The organism is Synechococcus sp. LA31 (assembly GCF_018502385.1).
Lineage (GTDB): Bacteria > Cyanobacteriota > Cyanobacteriia > PCC-6307 > Cyanobiaceae > Vulcanococcus.
This window is the reverse complement of record NZ_CP075523.1, coordinates 700,069-717,726: the sequence shown is the minus strand read 5'-3', so window position 1 is coordinate 717,726 and position 17,658 is coordinate 700,069. Positions and strand designations below refer to the sequence as shown.

Annotated in this window: 16 protein-coding genes; 3 read left to right on the top strand and 13 right to left on the bottom strand. The window is 63.2% G+C overall.

The features are described from left to right. Nucleotides 1–11: 11 nt before the first annotated feature. Nucleotides 12–2,177 carry a glycine--tRNA ligase subunit beta gene (glyS, locus tag KJJ24_RS03845; RefSeq protein WP_214341275.1) on the bottom strand — a complete coding sequence of 722 codons (2,166 nt, stop codon included), beginning with the start codon at nt 2,175–2,177 and terminating at the stop codon, nt 12–14. Nucleotides 2,178–2,348: 171 nt separating this feature from the next. On the opposite strand from glyS, the gene sir reads away from it, so the two are divergent. Further along, entirely contained in the window at nt 2,349–4,079 is a 1,731-nt protein-coding gene (sir, locus tag KJJ24_RS03840) for a sulfite reductase, ferredoxin dependent (protein WP_214343259.1), read from the top strand. Here the strand turns inward: sir and KJJ24_RS03835 are convergent. The 11 genes from KJJ24_RS03835 to KJJ24_RS03785 all read right to left on the bottom strand — a co-directional run bounded on the left by KJJ24_RS03835 (nt 4,068) and on the right by KJJ24_RS03785 (nt 14,801). Next, entirely contained in the window at nt 4,068–4,781 is a 714-nt protein-coding gene (locus KJJ24_RS03835; RefSeq protein WP_214341265.1) for a M15 family metallopeptidase, read from the bottom strand. The two genes, sir and KJJ24_RS03835, sit on opposite strands and share 12 nt — an antisense overlap. Before the next feature lie 5 nt (nt 4,782–4,786). Beyond that, nucleotides 4,787–7,219 carry an ATP-dependent DNA helicase RecG gene (gene recG, locus KJJ24_RS03830; RefSeq protein WP_214343257.1) on the bottom strand — a complete coding sequence of 811 codons (2,433 nt, stop codon included), beginning with the start codon at nt 7,217–7,219 and terminating at the stop codon, nt 4,787–4,789. A gap of 14 nt (nt 7,220–7,233) precedes the next feature. Then, on the bottom strand, nt 7,234–8,406 hold the full coding sequence (locus tag KJJ24_RS03825) for a hypothetical protein (protein ID WP_214341263.1): 1,173 nt from the start codon (nt 8,404–8,406) through the stop codon (nt 7,234–7,236). After that, nucleotides 8,406–9,062, bottom strand: coding sequence for a translation elongation factor Ts (gene tsf, locus KJJ24_RS03820; RefSeq protein ID WP_214341261.1), 657 nt, complete (start codon nt 9,060–9,062; stop codon nt 8,406–8,408). The genes KJJ24_RS03825 and tsf overlap by 1 nt, the downstream gene beginning before the upstream one ends. A gap of 135 nt (nt 9,063–9,197) precedes the next feature. After that, on the bottom strand, nt 9,198–9,920 hold the full coding sequence (rpsB, locus tag KJJ24_RS03815; RefSeq protein WP_214341259.1) for a 30S ribosomal protein S2: 723 nt from the start codon (nt 9,918–9,920) through the stop codon (nt 9,198–9,200). Nucleotides 9,921–10,056: 136 nt separating this feature from the next. Next, complete coding sequence (locus KJJ24_RS03810) at nt 10,057–10,989, bottom strand: glycosyltransferase family 2 protein (protein ID WP_214341257.1); 933 nt, start codon at nt 10,987–10,989, stop codon at nt 10,057–10,059. 81 nt (nt 10,990–11,070) lie between these two features. Further along, nucleotides 11,071–11,226 carry a hypothetical protein gene (locus tag KJJ24_RS03805; RefSeq protein ID WP_006171625.1) on the bottom strand — a complete coding sequence of 52 codons (156 nt, stop codon included), beginning with the start codon at nt 11,224–11,226 and terminating at the stop codon, nt 11,071–11,073. A gap of 47 nt (nt 11,227–11,273) precedes the next feature. Beyond that, nucleotides 11,274–11,981, bottom strand: coding sequence for a DevA family ABC transporter ATP-binding protein (locus KJJ24_RS03800; protein ID WP_214341254.1), 708 nt, complete (start codon nt 11,979–11,981; stop codon nt 11,274–11,276). Nucleotides 11,982–11,986: 5 nt separating this feature from the next. Next, a complete protein-coding gene (gene devC / locus KJJ24_RS03795; RefSeq protein WP_214341251.1) occupies nt 11,987–13,171 on the bottom strand; it encodes an ABC transporter permease DevC in 1,185 nt (394 codons plus the stop codon). Continuing rightward, nucleotides 13,171–14,070, bottom strand: coding sequence for an HlyD family efflux transporter periplasmic adaptor subunit (locus tag KJJ24_RS03790; RefSeq protein WP_250544903.1), 900 nt, complete (start codon nt 14,068–14,070; stop codon nt 13,171–13,173). The genes devC and KJJ24_RS03790 overlap by 1 nt, the downstream gene beginning before the upstream one ends. Beyond that, a complete protein-coding gene (locus KJJ24_RS03785; RefSeq protein WP_214341248.1) occupies nt 14,070–14,801 on the bottom strand; it encodes a phycocyanobilin:ferredoxin oxidoreductase in 732 nt (243 codons plus the stop codon). The genes KJJ24_RS03790 and KJJ24_RS03785 overlap by 1 nt, the downstream gene beginning before the upstream one ends. Between KJJ24_RS03785 and KJJ24_RS03780 the strand changes: the two genes are divergently transcribed. Both KJJ24_RS03780 and KJJ24_RS03775 read left to right on the top strand, forming a co-directional pair. Continuing rightward, the gene (locus KJJ24_RS03780; RefSeq protein ID WP_214341245.1) at nt 14,800–16,134 is read left to right on the top strand and encodes a pitrilysin family protein; all 1,335 of its coding nucleotides are present in this window, start codon (nt 14,800–14,802) and stop codon (nt 16,132–16,134) included. The genes KJJ24_RS03785 and KJJ24_RS03780 overlap by 2 nt on opposite strands. After that, the gene (locus KJJ24_RS03775; RefSeq protein ID WP_214341242.1) at nt 16,131–17,414 is read left to right on the top strand and encodes a pitrilysin family protein; all 1,284 of its coding nucleotides are present in this window, start codon (nt 16,131–16,133) and stop codon (nt 17,412–17,414) included. The genes KJJ24_RS03780 and KJJ24_RS03775 overlap by 4 nt, the downstream gene beginning before the upstream one ends. Here the strand turns inward: KJJ24_RS03775 and KJJ24_RS03770 are convergent. Beyond that, on the bottom strand, nt 17,404–17,655 hold the full coding sequence (locus KJJ24_RS03770; protein WP_214341239.1) for an NAD(P)H dehydrogenase assembly family protein: 252 nt from the start codon (nt 17,653–17,655) through the stop codon (nt 17,404–17,406). The two genes, KJJ24_RS03775 and KJJ24_RS03770, sit on opposite strands and share 11 nt — an antisense overlap. Between the last annotated feature and the right edge of the window lie 3 nt (nt 17,656–17,658).

Genomic DNA, 17,658 nt, shown 5'->3' with positions numbered 1-17,658 from the left:
ATGCCAGCTGCTCAGCCGTTAATTCGGCTGAAATCCGCCAACACCGAGGCTTGGTTGCGCAGCACACTCAGCAGGTTGAGGCGATTGGTGCGAACCGCTGGTTGATCGGCCATCACCATCACACTCTGCTCACCGTCGAAGAACGCAGCCAGGGCTGCAGCGCCACCGATCAGCCCCTTAGCCAGCTGGGCATAGCGATCGATGGCTTCACCGATGGCAATGGGCTCCAACAGCTCGATCACCGCCAACATGCCGGCCTCACTGCTCTTTTCGAACAAGCCAGCATCCACAACACCGGCAGCCGACATCACAGACCCGCCGAGATCACCCTTCTCAGCCAGGCGTGCCGCGCGGGTAACCACCGCCTGAACCGCCGCCAGCTCTCCGCTCTTGCGCAATTCCATCAATAAACCTGCGCGATGGTGGGCATCGGCGGGATCACGGATGAGCCGTTCAATGGACACGCCTTCGCCGGCAACGGCCTGCACCAGATCTGCGTCGGTGCCGGATTCCTCCAGCAGGCTTTGCAGCCGCTGACGCATCAACTCGGCCAGCTCGCCGGCTAATGCCGGCGCCTCCACCTTGAACGCCGGAAGCAGCTGCGCCCAATGCAGCGTTGCCCTCTCCAGGAACGCCAGAAGATCGAAGCTCCAGCCCTTCGCCAGAAGGATCTGCAACACACCATTGCCAGCCCGGCGAAGGGCGTAGGGATCGGAGGACCCGCTGGGCCGCTCACCCTTGGCATAGATGCTCAGCAACAGTTCCAGGCGCTCGGCGAGGGCCACGACGGCCCCGGCATCGGAAGCCGGCAGATCATCACCGGCACCACGCGGGAGGTAATGCTCAAGCACTGCCAGTGCCACCTCCCGCGGTTCCCCCTCAGCGAGCAGATATTTGCCTCCCATCACGCCCTGCAGCTCCGGGAATTCGCCCACCATCTGGGTGACCAAATCGTGCTTGCACAGATGAGCGGCTCGGCGAGCGTGGACAGCGGTGGACTCAGGCAGGGAGAGCTGCTCCAACAGCACATCGGTGCACCACTCCAGGCGCTCCACCCGGTCGAGCAACGAACCCAGGCCGGCCGCGAAGGTGACGCGGGCCAGCTGATCACGGCGATCGATACTCGCCACGGCACGATCGGCATTCACGAAAAATTCCGCATCCGCCAGACGGGCCTTCAGAACTCTCTCGTTGCCACGACGCACGAGATCGCTGGCTTCAGGCAGGCCATTACCAATGCACAAAAACCGCGGCAAGAGGCTGGAGCGCGCATCCAGCGCCAGCGGGTCGGTGACTGCACCCTGGCGATACAGCGGCACATAGCGCTGGTGGGCACGCATCACGGTGCTGAGAACCTCAGCCGGCAAATCGAGGTAGTGGTCGGCCACGCTTCCCTCAATGAGCAGTGGCGACTCCACCAAATCGGTGAGCTCCTCAAACAGAGCATTGGGCAGATCGGGGACGGCTTTTAGACGCTGGGCCGCTGCCTGCACCTGCTCACGGATCCAATGGGCCCGATCAGCGCGATCCACCTGCACACCCGCGGCCGCCATGGCTTGCTCGTAGTGAGATGCCGTGGGAATCACCACGGTGTCGCAGCGCAAACGATGGCCTCGGCTGGTGTGACCGCTGCTCACGTCAGGGTCGCTGCCGTCGAGATGGACGGGAACAACTTGATCATCGAGCAAGGCCACGAGCCATCGCACCGGCCTCGAGAAGCGGCTCTCACCTGAGCCCCAACGCATGAAGCGCCGGCCCTGCAGGTTGGCGAGCCACAGGGGGATCCATTCCGAGAGCAGCTCCGCAGCCGGGCGGCCCCGCTCCAGCACCGTGGCAAACACAAACGGGCCTTTGGGCGTGTCGCGCACGTCCAGGGCCTCCGCTGCAATGCCACAGCGCTTGGCAAAACCCAGTGCAGCTGGTGTTGGCGCTCCATCCTTGAAGGCTTGAGCGGCTGGGGGCCCCTTACGTTCATCCTCGAGGTCAGGGGTGGCGTGCTCGACCGCCTCCACCAGCACCGCCAGACGCCTCGGGGTGCTGGTGCAACGGATGGCGCCATGACCAAGACGGGCCTCGCTGAAATCGCGACCCACCATCTGCTCGAGCTGCGGTAAAGCGAGACGGGCGAAGTCAGCGGGCAGTTCCTCGGTCCCGATCTCCAACAGAAAGGTCGACACGAGGTTCAGCCCAGATCAGCCGCCCACTGTATGGAAGCAATGGTCAGGTGAACCAGTAGCAACAGCCGTTTCGCTACCGTCAGAGGCAATCCCAAGCAGCGTGTGACCGTGACGGCAGGGCCCGATGAGCGCAGCTCTGATGATCAGAGCGGCCGCAGCTTCTCGCCTTGCATTGCCAACGGCGCTGAGCGGAGCAAGTTTGAGCAGCTGAAGGCTGACAGCGGTTACCTGCGCGAACCTCTCGCCACCGAGCTCGAAAACGAGCTACCTAATTTCACCGATGGTGCGGTTCAGCTGCTCAAGTTTCATGGCAGCTATCAGCAAGACAACCGCGACAACCGCCAGAAAGGCCAGGACAAAGATTGGCAAATGATGCTGCGGCTGCGCAGCCCCGCTGGCCGCATTCCCGCTTCACTGTATTTAGCCCTCGACGATCTTGCCGATCGCCTGGGCAATGGAACCCTGCGGGTCACCACCCGCCAGGCGTTTCAGATGCACGGCATCCGCAAGCACAATTTGCGGGAGGTGATCGGCACAATCGTGCGCGGCATGGGTTCAACACTGGCGGCCTGCGGTGACATCAACCGCAATGTGATGGCGCCAGCGGCACCGTTTGAAAAGGGTGCCTATCCGGCAGCGCGCCAGCTCGCCAATGACATTGCCGACACCTTGAGCCCTGTGGCAGCGGAAGGGGCTTATCTCGATCTCTGGGTCGATGGCGAACTGAGCTACCGCATCAAACCCAGCCGGGCAGTGAAGAAGGTGCGGGAGCGTCAACACGAGGGGGGGGTATTCAGCGGCGACGGTGATGAGCCCCTCTACGGCACCACGTACCTGCCGCGCAAATTCAAGTGCGCCGTTACCGTGCCGGGCGACAACTCGGTGGATCTACTCACCCAAGACATCGGCTTGGTGGCGTTTGCTGATGCCAGCGGTGAACTGCGCGGTTGCAACGTGTATGTGGGAGGCGGCATGGGCCGAACCCACAACAAAGAGGAAACCTTTGCCCGCACAGCCGACCCTCTCGGCTATGTGGATGCAGAGCATGTGCTCGATCTCGTGCAGGCGATTCTCGCGTTGCAACGTGATTACGGCGATCGCAACAACCGGCGCCATTCGCGCATGAAATATCTGATCCACGACCAGGGCATTGCCTGGTTCAAACAGGAGTTAAAGAGCACATATTTCAAGCACCCGATCAAAGGGATGCGCCTCGAGCCTAAAAACAAGCTTGCTGACTACCTGGGCTGGCACCGTCAAAGCGCTGGCAAATGGTTTGTGGGCATCCCACTGCTGTGTGGACGCCTCAGCGGCGATCTCAAGCGCGGCTTACGGCAGCTGGTGGAGACCTACCAGCTCGAGACCCGCCTCACTCCCAACCAAGATCTGTTGCTTTGCAATATCGGAACCGCTCAACGCGGCAGCGTGCGCGCCGCGCTTGAAGCGATGGGGGTTGATGCCCCCGATGCACCGCCTTTATTGGCACGCCATGCCATCGCTTGCCCGGCCCTGCCACTTTGCGGCTTGGCGGTTACCGAAGCTGAACGCATTCTTCCTGAGGTGCTCGATCGCCTGGATGCGCAGCTGCGGCGTCTTGAGATCGAGAAGTCGATGCTGGTGCGGATGACGGGTTGCCCCAACGGCTGCGCACGCCCGTATATGGCCGAGCTGGGCCTGGTGGGCGATGGGGTGAACCAATACCAAGTGTGGTTGGGGGGCGCCCCGAACCTCACCCGGCTGGCTGAGCCTTATCTCGAAAAAATGCCGTTGGAGAAGCTCGAGAGCACGCTCGAGCCGCTGCTCCAAGGCTGGAAAGCTGCGGGTGGGCGCCGATCCTTTGGTGACTACGTGGCCAAGCTCGGACGCGATCAAGTGAAGAGCTTGCTGGCTTCAGCAGCCTGAGCGGCCGTAGATCGCCCTGGTTTGACCTGTACGCCAGGCCCAGAGCTGATCCCCGTAACTGAAATGCCACCACTCATTGGGATGCTGCGCAAAACCGGCGGCCTGCATCGCGGCAGCGAGCTGGTCGCGCCGCCCCTGCCACACGAGGGCTTGCTCGCACAGAGCCGGATCGGAGCTGCTTGAGGCCACAGCACGGAAATAATCCGGCTCTGACACTGAGCCGATCGCGTCGATGGGAGAGCCCAGATCGAGCGGTTCCCCTGCCTGATCCGCAAGGGTGAGATCCACGGCGGCGCCTGTGCTGTGGGGCGGTGGTGTAGCGGGGTTGGAGCTGGGGGGGGCCCAGAAACGACCCACCGCCTGCTCCACTGCAGCACGGGCTTCTCCAGAGTCAGCGGGATCAATTCCACGGGCAGCGCATTCTTGCTCAATGGCGAAGGCCACCATGAAGCGTTGCACCGCAAGCGGCCGCCAGGCATCAAACACCGCCAGCCGCCAGCCAGGCTGCTCGATCTGAAGCTGGTATTGCGCGGCGAGCAACCGTTCGATCACGCCCTGGCGGAGGCGAAATGGACACGCATCTGGGCCGTAGGGAGCGCCCACCGCGGCGTAGGGATGGGGCTCGATCCGATGCAGCTCCGCAGGCAGGGGGAGCAAGGGCTCCGCACAATCGCGAATTGGAATCGGGCTCCAAGGACGCATGGCGATCAATTAAGACACGCGGGTGAGGCTGTGCGTTGCCGCTGCTCGGCCAAAGCCCTGGCCAGTCCAACGTGGGCCTCAAGTGAGGGATCCTGACTCATGATCTGCTGTGCCACTCGCCGAGCCTGTTCCAGCACGTCGCCGTCATCGGTGAGGCTGGCCAGGGCAAGATCCGGCAGCCCGCTCTGGCGCGTGCCCAGCACTTGACCGGGACCCCGCAGCCGCAGATCCATCTCCGCAATCTCAAAGCCATCGGTGGAGTGCACCAGCACCTCCAACCGTTGGCGAGCCAATGCATTGCGACTGTCGTTGATCAGCTGGCAGTAGGAGGCAGCTGCACCGCGGCCCACCCGGCCGCGCAGTTGGTGCAGCTGAGCCAGACCAAAGCGATCGGCATGCTCGATCACCATCACGCTGGCCTCAGGAACATCCACCCCCACCTCCACCACCGTGGTGCTCACCAGAACTTGAGTGTGACCAGCAGCGAACGCGCCAATCGCCGCCTGCTTATCGGCGCTGGGCATGCGGCCGTGTAACAACCCCACCTGGAGCTCAGGAAAAATCTGCTCGCTCAGTTGCTGGTGCACCTCCACCGCCGAGCGCAGGTCGAGCTTTTCCGATTCCTCCACCAGGGGCAACACCACGTAGGCCCTCTGCCCCAAAGCCACCTGCTCACGGATCAACGCATAGGCCTCTTCACGCTCAGATCCAGCCAAGAGGGTGGTGCGAATGGGGGTGCGGCCTGGCGGCAGCTCATCGATCTGGCTCACGTCCAAATCGCCATGCAGGGAGAGCGCCAGGGTGCGCGGGATCGGGGTGGCCGTCATCGTGAGCAGGTGAGGCTGCAAACCCTTATCGAGCAATCGGTTGCGCTGATGCACACCGAAACGATGTTGCTCATCCACCACCACTAAACCCAAACGTGCAAACTGCACAGGGTCTTCGAGCAAAGCGTGGGTGCCCACCAGCATCTTGAGCGTGCCGTTGTCCAGATCGGCCAACAGTTCACGGCGCCGGCGCGCGGGTGTGGAGCCCGTGAGCAGGGCACAGCTCACATGCAGCTGGGGCAGCCACTCACAGAGCTTGCGGTAATGCTGCTGCGCCAGCACCTCAGTGGGCGCCATCAAGGCACCCTGACAGCCTGCTTCGATGGCGGTGAGCAGCGCAGCGATGGCCACAACGGTTTTGCCACTGCCAACATCACCTTGAACCAACCGTGCCATCGGCTGCTCCCGCACCAGATCAGCGCGAATCTCTGCCAGGACTCGTTGTTGCGCACCGGTGAGCGGAAAGGGCAGCAGATCGAGGAATCCGGCCAATAACGTGCCCGTAGGACTGCTCAGTGCCGGTGCCGGACGGCTTGTGAGCTGACGGCGGCGTTGGAGCATCCCCAGTTGGAGGAGTAGGAATTCATCGAACACCAGCCGGCGCCGGGCGCGGGTGAGGGATGGCTGATTGGTGGGGGCATGGATCTGGGTGAGGGCAGTGCCCAAATCCACCAACGCCTCCTGAACCTGGAGCGCGGGCGGTAGCGGATCGGGCCAAGAACGTGCCGCCACCAGCACCGGACGCACGAGGGCACGCAAACGATCCGCGCTGAGACCCTCGGTGAGGCCGTACACCGGCAGCAGGCGCCCGATCTGCTCGCTTTGCACCGGCGCATTCGGGCTGGCGAGCACCTCCATCAGCGGGTCCTGAAACGCAGGGCCGTAAGGGGTTTCTTTCACCAGACCACTCACGGCCACGGTGGCACCGGTGGGGTATTGGCGTTGCTGAGCTTTCAGCCAGGCGGGTGAGCTGAAGCGCTTGCCGGCAAAAAACTTCGAGATGCGAATGCGACCGGTGGGGTCCACCAGCTGCAGCTCCAAGATCGAGAGATTGGGATTGCGCGGACTGGTGAAGCTGTGGCTGCGGCGCACGCTGGCCACGATCGTGGCGGTACGCCCTGGCTCGAGTGCCGCGATCCGCACCAAATTGGAATAGTCGAGGTAATCGCGCGGGTAGTAGCGCACCAGATCCCGCGCCACCCAGAGATCCAGGGCGGCCAAGCGCGCAGCACTTTTGGGCCCCACGCCCTTGATCTCCGCCAGGGGCGTATCCGGATGAAGTGTGCCGCTGGTGCCGGTCGCCGCCACATCCGGCACCAAGCGTAGACGCGGCGGCCCCATCGGGCGCTGCGGTTCATGGGCCCGTTGCAACTCATGCAGGGCCTGGCGGGTGCGGCGCACAAGGGTCTGGCGCTGGGATTGCGACAACTCTGCGTAGTGCCCGTACTGCGAAGCGAGTTGCTCAAGCAGCTGCAGCTGGTGGGGCGCAAGCCCCGCAGGGGGCTGACTCAGACTGCGCCACAGGAACGCTTGAAACGGTTCACGCCTGCCTTGGAGATTGCCGAAGCCCCGATCGGCCTCGAGCTGAAGCCCCTGCTGGAGGGGGCGCAGCCAGTCCTGAAGGCTCAGGCTTGATCCACCGCCGGTCTCTGGTTGTGGGCATGGTCCTGAAACCACAGATCCTCAGCCTCGAAGGCGCTCAGCCGGCGCTGCCAACTGCGGTAGCGCTTGGCCATTGTGCGCAATCCACGCCGCCGCTGCTCAAGGCGTTTTCGACAGGTGCGCAAGCGCGGCTGCTCGTATTCCAGATCCGTGTTGCGCAGCAGCAGGGTGAGCACCTCCGTAGGGGCCGCAGGGCCAAGAATCTGTCCGAGCGGAAGGGGGACTCTGAGCAGATTGGCCGGTGCAGGCAGCGCCTCCACCTGACCATCCAGCACGGCATCAAGCAGATTCATCGGCAGCAGCCCCTGGGCCAGGCCCAGCCGCAACATTTCCACATTCACAGCATGGGAGAGGTTGCGCAGACGCCGGCGGAGTGACCGATCGAAGTGGCTCCACCAGCGAAGCTGCAGCAGAGGATCGCGAGGCAGGCTGGCAGCCGTCACCCTGGAATCAAGCTCAGCGGATGGGGTCAGGCTGAAGGTGGCTGTGGCGTCAGCGGGTGGTTCCGGTTCAGAGCCCTGGTCTATGGCATCAAGCGACCCCTGCTGGAGCCCTTCGGAAGCCATCTGAAAGAGCGACTGCAACAGCTGTTGCTCGGCGTTGGCCTGCTCTTGGCCTTCAGTGCCATCCAACGGAGCCTGCTCCACTGGGTTGGCTGAACCCTGATGCTCGGGCTGGGCCAGCACAGGCAGACCACGATCCAAGAGATCGGCCGAGATGGGTAGATCCATGCTCAGGTTGACCGAGCCCACCGGCTGTGGCTCCGGGCGTTCAGCCTCATCTCCTTGCAGCAGTGCATCGAGCATGCGCTGTTGCTGCACGCGCTGACGGCGATGGTCTCGGCGTTGTTGCTGGGCGGCCAGCCCCATCAGCTGCTCCACCGTGAGCAGCGAAGCCGTACGTTTCACGAGCTCCTGCAGCCGCTGCTGAAAGGCCTGACGACGCTCCGGCGGTAATTGGTTGTAACGCTCAGGCACCACCTGGGTAGCCAAATGAAAACAGGCTTGCTGCACGGACTGCAGCAAGCCTTCGCGTAAGACCTGAAGGTAAAGAGCCAGGTCGCGATAAAGCTCAGGAGCCAACTCCTCCTGCTGTTGCAGGAGGAGTTCAATCTGGCGCTGAGCCTCCTCGCGCATCAGGCAGCCTGCATCGCAGCCACTTCAGCAGCGAAGTCCATCTTGTCGATTTCAATACCTTCGCCCAGGTTGAAGCGCACGAAACGACGCACCTGAATGTTCTCGCCGACCTTGCCGGCCACCTGCTTCACCATCTCCTCAACGGTCATACCGCTGTCTTTGATGTAGGCCTGATCGAGCAGAGCCATTTCCTTGAGGCGCTTGCCGATGCGACCGGCCACGATCTTCTCCTTCATCTCATCCTTCTTGCCGGCCAGGTCATCGCGACCCATCTCGATCTGCTTCTCGCGCTCAGACACCTCAGCTGGGATGTCGTCAACCTTGACGTAGTCAACGCTGGGACAGGCAGCGATCTGCATCGCAACGTTGCGGATCAGCTCCTGGAAGATCTCGCCGCGGGCCACGAAGTCGGTTTCGCAGTTCACTTCCACGAGCACACCCACGCGGGCGCCGGTGTGGATGTAGCTACCGATGGCGCCTTCGGCGGCGGTGCGGCCCGACTTCTTCTCGGCGGACGCGATGCCCTTCTGACGCAGCCACTCAACGGCCTTGTCCTTATCGCCGTTGGTTTCTGCAAGAGCTTTCTTGCAGTCCATCATGCCGGCGCCGGTGACGTCGCGAAGTTCCTTAACGAGCTTGGCGGAGATCTCAGCCATGAATCTGGGAAAAAATGAAAGGGGGAACGTTGAAGTGGCTCAAACAGGCAGAAGCTCCCCCTCAGGGAAGCTCCAGAGCCATTGCGGGGTTGGTTCGAGTGAGACTTGCAGACCTCAGCCCAAATGGGCTGTCACTCAGCCCTCCTCGTCTTCGTAGCCGCCACGCTGGTCATTGGCGCCATGGCGGCCCTCATTGATCGCGTCGGCAAGGCGACCCAGCACGAGCTGCACGGAACGCACGGCATCGTCGTTGCAAGGGATGGGCACGTCGCAGAGGTCGGGATCGCAATTGGTGTCGAGCATCGACACCAGCGGGATATCGAGCTTGCGAGCCTCCAGCACGGCGTTGGATTCACGGCGCTGATCCACCAGCACCACAACGTCTGGCAGGCGACGCATGTTCTTCAAGCCACCCAGATACTTCTGCAGGCGCTCCAGCTCACGGCGGAGCACAGCAGCCTCTTTCTTCGGACGCATCGCAATCGCGCCGGACGACTCCATGCGCTCCAGATCCTTAAGGCGGTCGATGCGGGCCCGCATGGTGGTCCAGTTGGTGAGCATGCCGCCCAGCCAACGCTGGTTCACGTAAGAAGCACCACAGCGGGCTGCTTCGAGGGCGATGACTTCGGAGGCCTGCTTCTTGGTACCGACAAACAGGAAGCGCTTGCCGCTACGCGCAGCACTACGCACCCATTTGTAGGCGTTATTCATGCAGACGGCAGTCTGCACAAGGTCGATGATGTGAACACCGTTGCGCGCGCAATAGATGTAGCGCGACATCTTGGGGTTCCAGCGGCGAGTTTGGTGCCCAAAGTGAGCACCCGCCTCCATCATTTCGGCGAGGGTAACAACAGCCATGAGTTGAGGGTTTCGGGTTTGCCTCCACCTGCCAGGGACTCCGCGAACGGGTCACCCGAAACGTGCAGGTGTGCGGTGTGAATGAACCCACCAACCCTATCAAATCGCTGTGCAGCACTCAGCTGTTGCGCTCTGCTCAGGCCAGACCTTCGGCCCGAGCCTCGCGGTAGAGGGCCCTCACACCAATGCGGTTGAGAGGCAGACGCAGCAGCTCCATCGCCAAACCGGGCCGACCGATGCGGATCAACCAGGCCAGCAGTGGCCTGAGGCTGCGCTCATTCAGGACGCCGCCGAGGGTGAGCAGCTCCCACAGCAGCCGGTGCAAGTGCGTGAACTGAATGATGAAGCGCACACGGCGCGTGGGGTGCTTGCGGAAGAACACCAGGCCCATCTTGGCCCGCTCCCCCTCCACAGCGATCAAACGGGGAACCTGCTCCAGGCTCAGGGGCGGATGCCAGTGGTAGCCCACCGCTTCGGGACAGCGAACCAGCACCACGCCCATGCGTCGCAAGCGCTCTCCAAGCTCCAGGTCTTCCCAGCCATAGAGGCGGAAGCGCGTATCAAACAACCCGCTTCGCTCCAGCACCTCGCGATCAATGGCCACATTGCCGGTGGCGAAGTAAGCCCAGGACAAGTCGCTGAGCTTGTGGGGTTCGCTGGTGGGGTCTTCGAAATTGGCGGTGTTGATCACCGCGCCATAGGTAAAGCAGAGCCGATCGCCTCGATCGCGCCAGGTCTGCTCCAAACGGTGGGCATGGCTGATCAAAAAGGTCTCGGTGACCACGAGATCGCTATCGATGAACACGATCACGTCGCCGCGGGCGTGATCTACACCGCGGTTGCGCCCCTCGGCCGGACCGCCATGGTCCTGCTGCACCAGCCGCACATGGGGAAAGCTGGCACTGTTGGCCAGCAACCAGGTCACCGTGTCATCGGTGGACCCGTCATCCACCACCACCACCTCGTACGCGCTGATCGGTGCCGCAAGCTGCTGCTGCTCCAGAGCGCGCAGGCACTTCTCCAGGATCGGCAGCCTGTTGTAGGTGGGGATGACGACGCTGAGGAACATGGCGCGATCAGGTGGCGCGGGGCAAGGGTCAAAAAAAGGGGACCCCGCAGGATCCCCGACTCACCATCTGATGGTGAAGGATCAGTCGGCGGCGCCGCCGTTGTTGGCCGTACCGGTCACGCCATTGCCTGCACCCTCACCGCGGCCGTCATTGCGCAGCTTGCGCTTCTTGAACTTGCGGGCGTAGGCGCGGTTGCGCTCTTGCTTTTCTTTCTTGAGGTTGCGGCGTTTGGCCATCGAGGCGGCAGTTGTTTTTGGATAAACACCACACTACTGAATGGGCTTCAGCTGGTGGGCACTAAATCCGGTCGTTCCGCCTCCAACAGCAATCCGTCTTCCATGCGCACCAGTCGATCAGCGACATCGAGGATGCGGGGATCGTGGGTCACCATCAGCACCGCGCAACCCTGATCACGAGCGAGGCGTTGCAACAGCTCCACCACCTCGCGGCCGGTTCTGGAATCCAGGGCGGCGGTGGGTTCATCGGCCAACAGCAGACGGGGATGGGCCGCCAGGGCCCTGGCAATGGCCACCCGCTGTTTCTGCCCGCCGGAGAGATCGTGGGGCAGTTTGTGCAGTTCATCCCCGAGCCCCACGGCCCGCAGCCACTCGCGGGCCTGATCGCGACGGGCGCGATAGCTCACCCCGGGCAGCAGGTCAGATCCCATCTGAACGTTCTGTTCAGCGGTGAGGCAGCGCAGCAGATTGTGCCCCTGAAAAATCATGCCGATCGAGCGCCGCAGCTGCTGACGCTCCCGGCGGCTGGCACCATCGAGCTGCTGTCCCAACACCCGCACCGAACCCTGCTGCACCTGGCGCAGCGCACCCACCAAGGTGAGCAGGGTGGTTTTACCGCAGCCGGAGGGGCCGGTGAGCAACACCACCTCGCCAGGGGCCACCGCAAGGTTCACCCCCTGGAGCACCTGACGGCGCATAGAGCCAGTGCCATACCAATGGCAGAGATTGGTCAACTCGATCGCCGCAACAGCCATAGCGCTCAGAAAATCTCGGCGGGATCGGCATCGGCCAGACGCCGCATGGCCAGGGCGGCCGAGGCCATGCACATCACCAGAATCATGCTGAACACGGTGACGGCACGGGTGGTGTCCATAAACACCGGCAGCTGGGTGGCATTGCGAACCAAGAGATAGAGCCCCTGGCCTGCGGCATAGGCCGGCAAGTAGCCGAAGGCCGCAAGCAGAAGGCCTTCACGACCCACCACCCCCAGCAGGCTGATCAGCTTGTAGCCCATGGCCATCAACGTGGCGTATTCGGGGAGGTGATCACTCACATCCGAATAGAGCACCTGATACACAATGACGCAGCCCACCACAAAGCCCATGGCAGCGCCCAGGGTGAAAATGAAGCCGATGGAGGTGCTGGTGCGCCAGTAGTTCTGCTCGAAATCGATGAAGCCTTGCTTGGTGAGCACGGTCACATCACTGGGGAGTTGAGCCTGCAGGCGTTGCGCCACTGCGGCGGCATCACTCCCAGGTTTCAAACGAATCAGGCCCACCTCAATACTGCCGGGGGGGGTATTCGGCAACAGATCGAGAAAGGTTTCACTGCTGGTGAGCAGGTTGCCGTCGGCACCAAAGGAGGTGCCCAACCCCACCAAACCGGCCACACGTACCCGCTTGCCCGCGATCTCACTCTCCACAGTGCGCCCGGCCTTGAACCACTCCGCTACAGGGCCGAATTCAGGTCGTGATTGCTCATCAAACAGCACACGGCCCTTTTGGGTGAGCAGACGGGCCTTGGGCGCCAGGCTTGGATCGGTGAACAGCGGGTCATTGGGCTCAAAGCCCAGGGTGAGGATCGAACGAGTGCCTCGGGTTTCCGGATTGCGCCACAGCAGCAGGTTCCAGTGGACCGGGGTAATGCCCTCCACCTCGGGAGCCGCCATCGCTTGTACCAGCCTCCGCTTTGGGAAACCCGCCATGCTCACCGAACTGGTGGAACGAGGACTGATCAGCACCAAATCCGCATCAAACAGGCGGTGAATGGTGACGCTGGCATCAAACAATCCATCCCGGAAACCCAGCTGCATGAACATCAAGATCCCGGCGAAGCTGATGCCGGCCAGGGCCACCGCCAAGCGCACCGGTTGACGCGTGAGCAGCATCAGCGAAAGAGGGATGCGTCGGCTTTGCCACAGGCCGACCAACCAGCGCTGGAGCATCACGGGTTGAAGCGGGCGATCACCTTGAGCCCGGCCAGATCACGCACCTTGCTGGCATCGGCCGAATCCAGGGCTAGGCGCACCTCAACCACACGGGCATCAGCATCACCAGTGGGATCGGTGGAGAGCACAGCCCGCTGGCGTACTTGGGGTGAGATACGGATGACCCGGGCCTGGAGGCTGCCGCTGAAACCGCCGTTTTCGCTCACCAACTTCACGGTCTGGCCGAGTTTCACGCGGTTGATATCGCTCTCGTACACCTCGGCCACGGCCTCCATCTGATCGCCGGCCCCGAGCTCCAGCACACCGTCAGCGCCGGGACGTTCACCCACTCGGCTGTGCACCTTGAGCACCGTGCCGCTCAAAGGGGCACGCAATTCGCTGTCTGCAAGGTCAACTTGGATGCCCTTGCGCTGGGCCTGAGCCTCGCGCAATTGGCCATCGAGTTTCACCAGCTCGTCTTTTTTCTCTTCAAGCAGCACCAGGGCGGCCGCACCGGAACTGGCGGCACTCTGGTAGCGCTCCACCTCGCGGCGCTGCATCCCGATCTGAACCCGGAGGCTGTCGATACGGGCGGTCACGGCGGCCAGATCGGCCATCAGCCGAGGGCGGTTATCAAATGTGGCCAGGAGCTCGCCTTGCTTGACCCGCTGGCCTTCTTCCACCTGAAGCGTGAGCAGGCGCGGACTACCGCCCATGGCGCTGGAGGGAGCAGCCAGGCGACGCACATCCCCGGCGGGCTGCAAGGTGCCCAAAGCCGAAACCGCCTCAAGCCTTGGAGTGCTGAGGGGAGCGGGTTGTATCGCAGAGGGCCCCGGCTGGCTCAGCCTGCGACCAACCGCCACAGCGATCAGCAACAGACCAACGCCGGCGCCAGCAAGCATCCAGGGGCGCTGCATCAGGCGAGCGGCGCCGGATCGTCGAAGAGCAGCTCCTCGATGTAGCGGTCCGCCCAGGCCGGATTGAAGGCCTTCTCCAGAACCCGGCGTGTTTTGTCGTTGCGTTTCTGTTGCCGGCAATAGGAGAGTTGCCCCTTGTGACGTTTCACCGTATCTGGGTGGTGGATCGGTTGCGGCTGTGCTTCGCGGCAGGCAGCGCCAAGAACCGTGAGAAAGTCGCCCACAACACCAACGAAGCGCTGTTCCTCCTCGGCATCGGCAGGCCGCACGAAGCGCACGAACGGCGAGAAAATGGATCCCCACTCAGGCAGTTCCCGCTCCTGGCTAAAGCGGCGCTCCGGCAGGGCCCCGAGCCGGGTGGCCACAGCTGCCGGCAGACCGCCGCTCACGGGAGAAAGATCCACAATTGCGGCCGACACCACACCACGCCCGGCCACGATGTCAGCACCAAACACCGGCAGGTCGTAGCGGGGATCGGGAAAGAACACGCAGTGCAGGATCTGTAGACCAGCTCCCAGCCGTGCTGTCTCCAAGTGGAGTTTGCGCAGCCCGCTGCACTGGCGCAGCTCATTACGGATGAACAGCGCCTCGCCATCCAGGCTGCCGCTGATCGCCTCCAGCTCAGGGTCGACATCCAGCGGCTGCAGATCAGGCAGCTGCTCCCAGCTGCTGCGGATCTGCTCCGCCAGAGCATCCATCAGTGGATGAATCCCCAGGGCAGCTGAACTCATGGGCATCCCGGCCGACAAGCCGTTGATCCTGCCAGCAGAATGCATGTTCAGCCCAGCGCTCAATCCGTTGCCCGCGTTGCCCGGTCTCTCGACATCGTCCCTGCCGGAACCGCAGCGGCACGAACTCAACAACGGTGCGAACCTGGTCCAGATCGATCTACCCCAGGCACCGGTGGTGTGCCTGGATCTTTGGTGCAGGGCCGGCAGCGCGGGAGAAAAGGCCGAGGAATCGGGACTGGCCCACTTTCTCGAACACATGGTGTTCAAAGGCAGTGAGCAGCTTGAAGCTGGTCAATTTGACCTGAAGGTGGAAGCGCTCGGGGGCAACAGCAATGCAGCCACGGGCTTTGACGATGTGCACTACCACGTGCTGATGCCGCCCCAGGCCGCACCCCAGGCTCTGGATCTACTGCTGGATCTGGTGCTGCAACCGCGGCTCGATCCGAGCGATTTCGCCATGGAGCGCCAGGTGGTGCTTGAAGAGCTGGCCCAGAGCGAGGATCAACCCGAAGACGTGGCCTTCCAAGAGCTGCTGCTGCAGGCCTGCGGTGAGCACGCCTACGGCAAGCCCATCCTGGGACGACGCCAGGCCCTGGAAGCCCACACCCCAGAGGCCATGGCAGCCTTTCACCAACGCCACTACCGCGCCGATCGCCTCTGCCTGGCGATGGCGGGCCCCCTGGCCGGCCTTGATCTGCAACACAGGCTTGAGGATTCAGCCCTGGCCGGACTGCGTCGGTCAGGGCCTCTCGATCCCGTAGCGCCCCTCAGCCTCAAGCCGGGCCGCAGCTCCATCACCCTGCCCAGGCTGGAGGCGGCACGTCTGCTGATGGCTTGGCAGCTGCCAGGGGCCGCCGATCAAGACAGCGTGATGGGCGGCGATCTGCTTACCACCCTGCTGGCGGAGGGACGCCGCAGCCGTCTGGTGGAGCAGCTGCGCGAGCGGCTGCGCCTGGTGGAGAGCATTGATTTGGATCTGAATGTGCTCGAGTCGGGCTGTCTGGTGCTGCTGGAGGCCGTGTGTGAGCCAGACCAACTGCCAGCAGTGGAACAGGAGATCCAGCGGGTGTTGCTGGAGCTACTCAAACAGCCGCCCACTGCAGCAGAGCTGGATCGGGCCAAGCGGCTGGTGAGCAACGGCTACCGCTTCAGCCTTGAGGTGGCGGGATCCGTGGCCGCCATGGTGGGCAACAGTCAGCTCTGGGGCCGCCATCACAACCTGCAGCGTCCGCTGGAATGGCTGAACGGCTGGAGTGCTGAGCGCCTTGGCAACGACATGATCCCGCTGCTTCATCCCGATCGGGCCTTCAGCCTGCAAGCGTTGCCCGCATGACCACCACAACCGCCGTGGAGCAGCTCACCCTGGCGGGGGGCTGCCCCCTCTGGCTCCTTCACCGGCCAGGGGCCGGCATCCTCTCCGCGAAACTCTGGATGCGAGGGGGCAGCAGCGAGGATCGGCCCGGCCAACGCGGTGCGGCGCAGCTGCTGGCCGGTGTGCTGAGCCGCGGTTGCGGTGAACTCAGCGGTGATGCCCTGGCGGATCTGGTGGAGGGTTGCGGAGCTGGTCTGCGCTGCGAGGCAGCCGAGGATGGCACGTTGCTGAGTCTGAAATGCGCCAGTCAGGATGCAGCGGCTCTGCTGCCACTGCTGCTGCAGATGGTGCAGCAGCCATGGCTGGTGAACGATCAGATCGATCTGGAGAGGCAGCTCAACCTGCAAACGCTGCAGCGCCAGAAGGAAGATCCCTTCCAAGTAGCCCACGACCAGCTGCGCCACCTCCTCTACGGCGACGGTCCCTACGGCCACGACCCACTAGGCGTGGATTCAGACCTCAAATCCATCAGCCGCGAACAGCTTGAAGAACGAGCCGCCAGCTTCGGCCAGGCTGGTGCAGTGCTGGTGCTGGCTGGCGAGATCCCGGATTCGGCCGCTGCATTGCTGTTGGCTGGCACAGCAGCCCAGAGTTGGATCAGCTGTCAACCGCAGCGCCAAACGGGTCCAGAAGGCCTGTGCCACCCAGCCCTGGCCACCAGCGAAGACGACACCGAGCAGTTGGTGCTGATGCTCGGGGCTACCACCACACCGTTGGGCGCACCCCAGGCCCTGGCGCTGCGCCTGCTGCACTGCCATCTGGGAGTCGGCATGTCGAGCCGGCTGTTCGTGGCTCTACGGGAAGAGCACGGTCTCGCCTACGACGTGGGCGTGCACTACCCAGCGCGCCTTGGCGATGCACCGTTTGTGTTTCATCTATCCACCAGCAGCGATCGGGCAGCCGAGGCCACCGAACAGCTGCTCGTGGAGTGGAAACGGCTGCTCGATCAACCGATCAGCCGCAGCGATCTGGACCTGGCGTTAGCCAAGTTCCGCGGCCAAGAGGCGCTCGGGCGCCAAACCAGTAGCCAAATCGCTGACCGCCATGCCCTAGTGCTTGGCCACGGCCTGCCATTTGATTTTGCCGACCAGTGCCTGATCGAAGCAGCAGATCTCACGCCCGAACACCTACTGAACGCCGCGCAGACGCTGCTTGACGCACCGAGCCTGAGCCTGTGCGGACCTGCCTCAGCCTTGAGCCAGGCCGAAGTGATCTGGAAACAGCAGGGTTTCAGCCAGTGAGCGCATCGATCACCCGCTCCAGCTGACGGGCCTCCAGGAGAAAGGTGCCGCGGCGGAAACGCACCGCGTACTGCTCGAGAGCTCGCAGACCGACAATCTCCCCGACCTCCGACCCATCCACCAGATCCGGCGGGCGCAGCATCGGCATGGGATCGGCCGTTTTCAGAAAGGCGGGCGTCTCACGCAGGCGAACGTTGGTGCCCAGCTTGAAGGGAAGCTCTGGCGCAACTGAATCCGTCATGGC

What these genes read in the sequence shown, in the direction of transcription:
- KJJ24_RS03790 (WP_250544903.1), bottom strand. Translation starts at nt 14,070, where the DNA reads ATGCAGCGCCCCTGGATGCTTGCTGGCGCCGGCGTTGGTCTGTTGCTG.
- KJJ24_RS03785 (WP_214341248.1), bottom strand. Translation starts at nt 14,801, where the DNA reads ATGAGTTCAGCTGCCCTGGGGATTCATCCACTGATGGATGCTCTGGCG.
- rpsB (WP_214341259.1), bottom strand. Translation starts at nt 9,920, where the DNA reads ATGGCTGTTGTTACCCTCGCCGAAATGATGGAGGCGGGTGCTCACTTT.
- KJJ24_RS03810 (WP_214341257.1), bottom strand. Translation starts at nt 10,989, where the DNA reads ATGTTCCTCAGCGTCGTCATCCCCACCTACAACAGGCTGCCGATCCTG.
- KJJ24_RS03825 (WP_214341263.1), bottom strand. Translation starts at nt 8,406, where the DNA reads ATGCGCGAGGAGGCTCAGCGCCAGATTGAACTCCTCCTGCAACAGCAG.
- KJJ24_RS03775 (WP_214341242.1), top strand. Translation starts at nt 16,131, where the DNA reads ATGACCACCACAACCGCCGTGGAGCAGCTCACCCTGGCGGGGGGCTGC.
- KJJ24_RS03770 (WP_214341239.1), bottom strand. Translation starts at nt 17,655, where the DNA reads ATGACGGATTCAGTTGCGCCAGAGCTTCCCTTCAAGCTGGGCACCAAC.
- KJJ24_RS03805 (WP_006171625.1), bottom strand. Translation starts at nt 11,226, where the DNA reads ATGGCCAAACGCCGCAACCTCAAGAAAGAAAAGCAAGAGCGCAACCGC.
- KJJ24_RS03780 (WP_214341245.1), top strand. Translation starts at nt 14,800, where the DNA reads ATGGGCATCCCGGCCGACAAGCCGTTGATCCTGCCAGCAGAATGCATG.
- KJJ24_RS03835 (WP_214341265.1), bottom strand. Translation starts at nt 4,781, where the DNA reads ATGCGTCCTTGGAGCCCGATTCCAATTCGCGATTGTGCGGAGCCCTTG.
- tsf (WP_214341261.1), bottom strand. Translation starts at nt 9,062, where the DNA reads ATGGCTGAGATCTCCGCCAAGCTCGTTAAGGAACTTCGCGACGTCACC.
- KJJ24_RS03800 (WP_214341254.1), bottom strand. Translation starts at nt 11,981, where the DNA reads ATGGCTGTTGCGGCGATCGAGTTGACCAATCTCTGCCATTGGTATGGC.
- devC (WP_214341251.1), bottom strand. Translation starts at nt 13,171, where the DNA reads ATGCTCCAGCGCTGGTTGGTCGGCCTGTGGCAAAGCCGACGCATCCCT.